This is a genomic window from Nitratireductor sp. GCM10026969 (assembly GCF_042660605.1).
In the GTDB taxonomy this organism is placed as follows: Bacteria; Pseudomonadota; Alphaproteobacteria; order Rhizobiales; family Rhizobiaceae; genus Chelativorans.
In genome coordinates this window covers 1-5,678 of record NZ_JBHSUM010000210.1, presented here as the reverse complement: position 1 = coordinate 5,678, position 5,678 = coordinate 1, and the positions used below count along the sequence as shown (strand labels likewise).

Sequence of the window (5,678 nt, the reverse complement as noted above, 5' to 3'; positions counted from 1 at the left end):
CGCGCCGATCGCGGCGGCGACGGGGCCCGCATGGGCATGCGCCGTCGTCGCCAGCAGCAGCGCCAGCGCCAGAAGGACAATGCGAAGCATGAAGCTATCCGACCCTGAAAGCCCGTTCGGCCTGGAGGAGGTTCATCGTGCCGAGATGGTTTTCGCCCATCACGAACACCCGTTCGCCGTTGACCACGCCGAGCGAGAAGCCGAGCGCGCTGTCATCGGCAAAGGCGGCTATGTCGGCGATCTTCGCCTGCGAGGGATGGATCTCCGGCAGCAGCGAGGCGACCAGGTCGCCAAGGCTCTCGAACCCCTCCGCCTGCATCAACCGCACCGCCCCGGTCGCGGTGCGGTAGCGACCGCGATAGGGCGCGGCGAGGTCCTCTCCGGTGACGGCCTCGACCACACGGCCGACCAGCCAGGGCCCGCAGTCGCGCTCGCCCCAGGCGAAGGGGCTGTACTTGATCTCGTCAATGACGGCCTCGACGCGTGACCGCCAACCGGGAATGCGGCGAAGGTCGATCATTTTGTCCAGCTCTTCGGATCGGTGAGGGTTTCCCAGAAGCCGCGGCCGTTCGCATTGTTTCCGGCGTTCTGGACCTCCATCCCCCAAGGGATCTGCCAGGTGCGCACCACGTTCGCATAACGGCCGATCTGATCGTTCTGGCGCCGTTTCTGCCCCTCGTAGCTGCGCTTGCGCGGGTTCTTGCGCGTCAGCATCAGGATGGCATCGGAGCGGACGGAAAAGCGCACGCGGCTTTCCCCGCCCGCAGCCGCCGTTTCGATCGGCGCCTCGTCAATCTGCCCGAGGAATTCAATCTCCGGCGGGGAAACCACCATGCGCGTGTCGGGGTCGAGCAGACCCGTATGGATCTCCAGGGGAGCGAGCCGCGCGTTGTACCCTCGCACCATCTGCTGCACCTCGGGCACGATGGCGCTGAGCGAGACGTCGACGGTCTGGATCGTGAGATTCGAGACGCGCGGGATGGACCCCACCTGCAGGTCGGCGCCGCCGATATAGGTGCGCGTCTCCGGCAAGCCGGTCTGCCCGCTGATCACGTCCAGCGTCACGGTGTCGTCGCCGGACCAGAAGCCGGTCTCGACAATATCGCCCGTGCCCCGGTCCTTGACCCGTGCCCAGACGAATTTCGGCGGAAGGATGCCTTCCTCGCGCGCACGGATCAGCGCCGAGACGAAGGCGGGAGAAGCATCGCGCATCAGCCAGCCCTGATGGATTGCATTGCAGTGAAGGTGATTGCGGTCGTGCCGAAATCGTCCGCGACCGAAGGCTGAAGGCTCCCCGGCACGATCCGCATCTTCGCGGCCGGCTTGACCAGCATCACGGCGAGGCCGGCTTCGGCACCCGGCCTCAGGCGCGGGCGCACCTCGAACTCCGGCGTCAGCCCCGTGCCGTCGGCGACGACGGCCATGTCTTCGATCCGGTGCAGCGCCCGCCGCGCCGGGTCGCCATAGTCGAAGGCGAGCATGTCGCCGCGCGTGAGCGTATAGCCGGCGGGCAGACCGCCGATCGCCAGATCCCTGTTGTTGGCGTTGACGGTGGCGATCGCCGGCAATGCGGCGCCGAGAATGGAGCCGTCCGGATCGGCCGCAGGATGCGAGGTGCGCAGATCGTAGAGGTAGAAGGTCTTCAGCACCCCATCGAGGCTCTCAAGAAGCGCCTGGACCTGCACGGCATCATCCGAAAAGGCGGGGAACAGCCGCACATCCGCCGTCCACAAGGGCGGCGAAAGCTCGGCACCATAGAGCTGGCCGGAGCCGAGACCGGAAACTTCCTGGTTTTCCTGCAGCCGGAAGGGCGCGGCGGCCACATTAATGACGTCCTGGAAGACATCCGTCGCAAGCGGAAACGTCAGGGGCATCAGCGCATCCTCGGCCGGCGGTTGATCTCCTGCACCCGGTCGGGCAGCGCCCGGTTGAATTCGTTCACCGCCTGCCCGCTCACGCGCACGGCCACGTCCTCGCTCCTGGCGTCGATCGTGGGAATGAACAGCGGCCCCGGCTGACCGACAACGCGCAGCTCGACGGTGCCATTCATCCCTGCCGCCTGTCCGGCCTCGGCCATCTTCTCCCCGGCGGAGAACAGGCCGATAGTGCGTCCGGCATTCATGGCCTCCAGCATCGGCCGGTAGCGCTCGGCCGGCCCGGCGCGCACCACGAACTCTTCCTGGTGCACCACGCCGGAAACACGGCGCCGATCGCCGCTTCCCGTCCAGCCGCCCGTGTCGTACCCGGTCACGTCGGACGAACCGCCGCCAATGAGACTGGGGATCAGCCCGGAAAGCGGTCCGGTGCCGAGCAGTGCCGCCTGCGCGGCGGCGAGCGCGAGTTGCACCACCAGCCGCTTCAGGGCATCCTCGGCCTTCACGCTCTTGTCGGCGATCGACAGAAGCGCATCGCCACCCATCTGAAACAGGTGGTCGAGCGATTCGAGGCGCTCCTCCTGCGCTTCTTTCAAGCGCTCCTCGGCCTGGCGCTGCGCCTCGATTTCCCGGACGAGCTCGGCAATGCGCTGGCCCTCATTCGAAGCCGCGTCTGCGCCGGCATTGCGCAGCTCGTTCATGATGCGCTTCTGGGTCTCCGACTGCCCGATCAGCGAGAGTTCATGTTCCAATGCCTGGATGACACGATCGATCGCCTGGCGCTGCTTATCGAGTTCCGATATTGCTCGGCCGCGGCCACCGCTGCCAGAGTCCTTGTCGGGAATGATCGTGCCGCCGCTGGCGGCTTCATCCGTTGCCGCGCTGTACCGTTCGCGAAGAGCTTCTACTAACTTTTCGTTGGCTTCTTCGACCGCACCGGAGAACGCATCTTTGATGCGCGCATCCGCAACGTTTCCGAACATGGCGTTGGCGGACGCATCGCCGAAAAGCGTCCGATAGAGGTTGCGCAGCGAAGGATCGGAAAGCAGATCGCCCAATGCATCCACCGATGATTGCAGTTCCGACTTGAACTCCCTTGCACCCTCAATAAGCGCAACGAACGCCGACTTGCCCCGCGTTTCGAATTGCTGCCAGGCCGCAGACCACTTCTTGTCCAGATCATCGGCCAGGTCGATCACATCGCGCTCGAGCACAAGGCCGAGTTCGCGGGCGCGTTCCCGGTTTTGATCAAGTCCCTCTGCGCCGTCTTTGAGCGTATTGACGAGTGCGGCACCTTCGGAATCGAAGGCCAGGAAGGCCAGCCTGAGCCGGTCCTGCTCGTTGCGGGCGTTCTTGATGAGATTGGCATAGTCGGCAAGAACATCCTCCTGCCGTCGTAAGTTGCCTTCCTGGTCACGAAGTTGAACATTGTTCGCCTGCAAGACCCTGGCGAGATCAGTGTTCGCCCCTGCGGCAACCTCGGCGATCCGTCGCGAGAAGCGCTGCATGGCCGTATCAAACGTGCCGACGGCAACCCCCGTCTGATCGGCCGCAAAGCGCAGCTCCTGCAAGGCTTCGGTTGTCAGGCCCACCTTGTCGGCAACGTCGCCGATCTCACCGATCTCTGCCACCATCTGCCGGATCTGCGTGAGGCCGACGCCGACGCCCAGCGCACCAAGGGCGCCCTGCACCGTTCGCAAGGGCACGATGAGGGATTGGATGCCGCTCCTCGCCCTCCCCATAGCCGTATTGATCCCGGCTGCCGTCGACCGCGCATCACGTTGGATCTTGGACCAGGCCGCGTCGATGCCCCTGGTGTCACCACCGATCCTGTATCGGAGATCGTCCGCCATTCTACAGCTCTTTCGCTAAATGCCGACGGCGATCGCGTTCGGCGAGCGCCGCTTTCGCGGCCTCATATTCTTCGCGTGTCGGCGCCTTGCCTTTGACCTTCTTCGCTCCGCTGGCGATCGCCCAGCCTTCCCAGGAAGCACGGAAGTACGCGAAGCCGGTCGACCAGAACTGTTCTTCCGTCCAGTGCAGCACGCCTCCGGCGAACTTCATCCAGTCTCCGAAGGGGAGTCGCTCGATCGGCCGAGCGCTTGCGTCAGCAGGCCCAGTGCCATCGCCTGCATCTGCCGCTCGCGCTCGGCCTCGAGTTTTTTTGCCTCTTCCTCCTCCTCCGGCGTCAGACCGGAGACGGCACCGGCGAGAGCGACGTACACGGCAGTCAGGCCGGCGGCGCCGTTCACCTTCGGCCACAGGTATTCGGCCCGATCCTCGCCAACGAGCAGGGAAAGCGCCCTCCGCAGCGTTTCCGGAGAGCGCGCTGCAAGCGCGTCCTGCAGCCCCTCCAGCGTCTCCGTCTTCGTCGAGGTCATCAGGCGGGCGATATCGTCGAGCGAAGCCGCGATGCGGACGGGTTTTCGGCCCGGCAAGCGCAGCACACGCTCCCCGCGCCAGGGGTTCGCGGCCGCCATCAGACGGCCGTGAACGCGATGTCGCCGGCGGCCTGAACTTCGGTGGAGAAGTTCATGTCGTTGTCGAGGTCGCCGGAAAAATCGAAGTTGGGCAGCACCCAATCGCCGGTAAAGTCGCCGTATCCAGGCACGAAGACCTGATAGCCTTTGAGCACCGTCTGGTTGACGGCAGCGTCGGCCAGGAGCTTTCCGGCGGCCTCGTTCTCGAAGATGCCGGAGCCGCTGAACTGGCAATCCTTGCCCCCGTATTTCCGCTTCCGGATCGGCGGAAGGGAGCGGTCCTGGCACTGCGAGGTCTTCGATTCGATGATGTCGTTCAGAATGCGGAAGTTCGTCGTGTTGATGCCGCAGACGTTCTCCCAATCGTCCGGCGCCGGCTGGCCGGTCGGGCGCCGAATGATGAGAAGTCGGCCGAGTTCGGTGCTCATTGCTGTTGCTCCTTCGCGAAGAAGCGGGGTCCTGTGCCGGTCGAAGGGTCAGGAAACCCGCAGATTGTAGGTAAGCGTCATTTCCCAGACGGGCGTCTCGCCCCCCGTGTAGGGGGCGATCTCGGTGTTGGCGTGGGTGGCGTCCTGCGTGGTGCCGCCGAGCGTCGGATCATCGTCGAGCGCCGGCTCGATCCATTCGGCCGCGTTGTCGCAGGCCGTATCGCCGTCCTCGGCCTCGGCCAGATAGACGGTGACGGTGAGCACCGGCTCGCGCCGCTTGCGCTGTGCGCCGCGCTGCGTCGGCTCGCTCGGAATGGCAATCTCGGCGCAGGGACAATCATCTATGGAAATCGGGCGGCCCCGTCCCTTGCGCACCGTCCAACCGGGCGGCGCCGCACCTTGCAGGATCTGCAGCACGGATTGCCGGATGGCCGTACGCGGATGCATCAGGCTCTCTCCAGCTCGCAGCGCACCATGCCGCGGCCGTCCGGCAGCGGCTCGCGGATTTTCCAGGCCACGCCCTTGAAGACCATGGTGTCGCCGTCCTTCAGGCCCGGCACGTCCACCTCGGCGAAGCTCGCCTTCGGCGTCATGCCGTTGACGCCCGGCTCGCCATACCCCGCATCCGGAGCAATGGCGCCGAAGGGCCCGCGCGCGATCACGCGCACCGGCTCGGGCAGCGGAACGCCGCCGATCGTCACATCGGCACCGCCCTCGCCCAGCGCGTCAAGAAAGGCGTCCGGCATGTCGCCGAAGACGGGATGCGGCGGGATCGTCATAGGGTCGCCCTCAGGCCTTCCCGGCCGGGGCCGTTTCGGCCTTCGGCTCGGGCAGGCGCCCGAACCGCCGATCGAACTCGTCGGCCTTCGACTTGGTCACGGTCGCGGGATCGCCCG

9 protein-coding genes are annotated in these 5,678 nt (G+C 65.8%); all 9 read right to left on the bottom strand.

What is annotated here, in order from left to right:
* Positions 1–94 precede the first annotated feature (94 nt).
* The 9 genes from ACFP9U_RS23370 to ACFP9U_RS23330 are packed head-to-tail and all read right to left on the bottom strand — an operon-like array spanning position 95 to position 5,561.
* Positions 95–520, bottom strand: a complete 426-nt coding sequence (locus ACFP9U_RS23370; RefSeq protein WP_378625133.1) for a DUF6950 family protein — start codon at positions 518–520, stop codon at positions 95–97.
* Positions 517–1,212 (bottom strand): hypothetical protein, encoded by a 696-nt coding sequence (locus ACFP9U_RS23365; protein ID WP_378625131.1) that lies wholly within the window; start codon positions 1,210–1,212, stop codon positions 517–519. The genes ACFP9U_RS23370 and ACFP9U_RS23365 overlap by 4 nt, the downstream gene beginning before the upstream one ends.
* Positions 1,212–1,874 carry a hypothetical protein gene (locus ACFP9U_RS23360; RefSeq protein ID WP_378625129.1) on the bottom strand — a complete coding sequence of 221 codons (663 nt, stop codon included), beginning with the start codon at positions 1,872–1,874 and terminating at the stop codon, positions 1,212–1,214. The genes ACFP9U_RS23365 and ACFP9U_RS23360 overlap by 1 nt, the downstream gene beginning before the upstream one ends.
* Positions 1,874–3,727, bottom strand: coding sequence for a hypothetical protein (locus ACFP9U_RS23355; protein ID WP_378625128.1), 1,854 nt, complete (start codon positions 3,725–3,727; stop codon positions 1,874–1,876). The genes ACFP9U_RS23360 and ACFP9U_RS23355 overlap by 1 nt, the downstream gene beginning before the upstream one ends.
* A gap of 1 nt (position 3,728) precedes the next feature.
* Complete coding sequence (locus tag ACFP9U_RS23350) at positions 3,729–3,938, bottom strand: hypothetical protein (RefSeq protein WP_378625127.1); 210 nt, start codon at positions 3,936–3,938, stop codon at positions 3,729–3,731.
* Entirely contained in the window at positions 3,935–4,354 is a 420-nt protein-coding gene (locus ACFP9U_RS23345; protein WP_378625125.1) for a hypothetical protein, read from the bottom strand. The genes ACFP9U_RS23350 and ACFP9U_RS23345 overlap by 4 nt, the downstream gene beginning before the upstream one ends.
* Entirely contained in the window at positions 4,354–4,782 is a 429-nt protein-coding gene (locus ACFP9U_RS23340) for a phage tail tube protein (protein ID WP_378625124.1), read from the bottom strand. Before ACFP9U_RS23340 ends, ACFP9U_RS23345 begins: the two co-directional genes overlap by 1 nt.
* 48 nt (positions 4,783–4,830) lie before the next feature.
* The gene (locus ACFP9U_RS23335; protein WP_378625122.1) at positions 4,831–5,229 is read right to left on the bottom strand and encodes a hypothetical protein; all 399 of its coding nucleotides are present in this window, start codon (positions 5,227–5,229) and stop codon (positions 4,831–4,833) included.
* The gene (locus ACFP9U_RS23330; protein WP_378625121.1) at positions 5,229–5,561 is read right to left on the bottom strand and encodes a head-tail joining protein; all 333 of its coding nucleotides are present in this window, start codon (positions 5,559–5,561) and stop codon (positions 5,229–5,231) included. The genes ACFP9U_RS23335 and ACFP9U_RS23330 overlap by 1 nt, the downstream gene beginning before the upstream one ends.
* Positions 5,562–5,678 lie beyond the last annotated feature (117 nt).

Excerpts from the sequence above, each read along its gene's own strand:
- ACFP9U_RS23335 (WP_378625122.1), bottom strand. The coding sequence starts at position 5,229 with ATGCATCCGCGTACGGCCATCCGGCAATCCGTGCTGCAGATCCTGCAA.
- ACFP9U_RS23365 (WP_378625131.1), bottom strand. The coding sequence starts at position 1,212 with ATGCGCGATGCTTCTCCCGCCTTCGTCTCGGCGCTGATCCGTGCGCGC.
- ACFP9U_RS23340 (WP_378625124.1), bottom strand. The coding sequence starts at position 4,782 with ATGAGCACCGAACTCGGCCGACTTCTCATCATTCGGCGCCCGACCGGC.
- ACFP9U_RS23330 (WP_378625121.1), bottom strand. The coding sequence starts at position 5,561 with ATGACGATCCCGCCGCATCCCGTCTTCGGCGACATGCCGGACGCCTTT.
- ACFP9U_RS23355 (WP_378625128.1), bottom strand. The coding sequence starts at position 3,727 with ATGGCGGACGATCTCCGATACAGGATCGGTGGTGACACCAGGGGCATC.
- ACFP9U_RS23360 (WP_378625129.1), bottom strand. The coding sequence starts at position 1,874 with ATGCCCCTGACGTTTCCGCTTGCGACGGATGTCTTCCAGGACGTCATT.
- ACFP9U_RS23350 (WP_378625127.1), bottom strand. The coding sequence starts at position 3,938 with ATGAAGTTCGCCGGAGGCGTGCTGCACTGGACGGAAGAACAGTTCTGG.
- ACFP9U_RS23345 (WP_378625125.1), bottom strand. The coding sequence starts at position 4,354 with ATGGCGGCCGCGAACCCCTGGCGCGGGGAGCGTGTGCTGCGCTTGCCG.
- ACFP9U_RS23370 (WP_378625133.1), bottom strand. The coding sequence starts at position 520 with ATGATCGACCTTCGCCGCATTCCCGGTTGGCGGTCACGCGTCGAGGCC.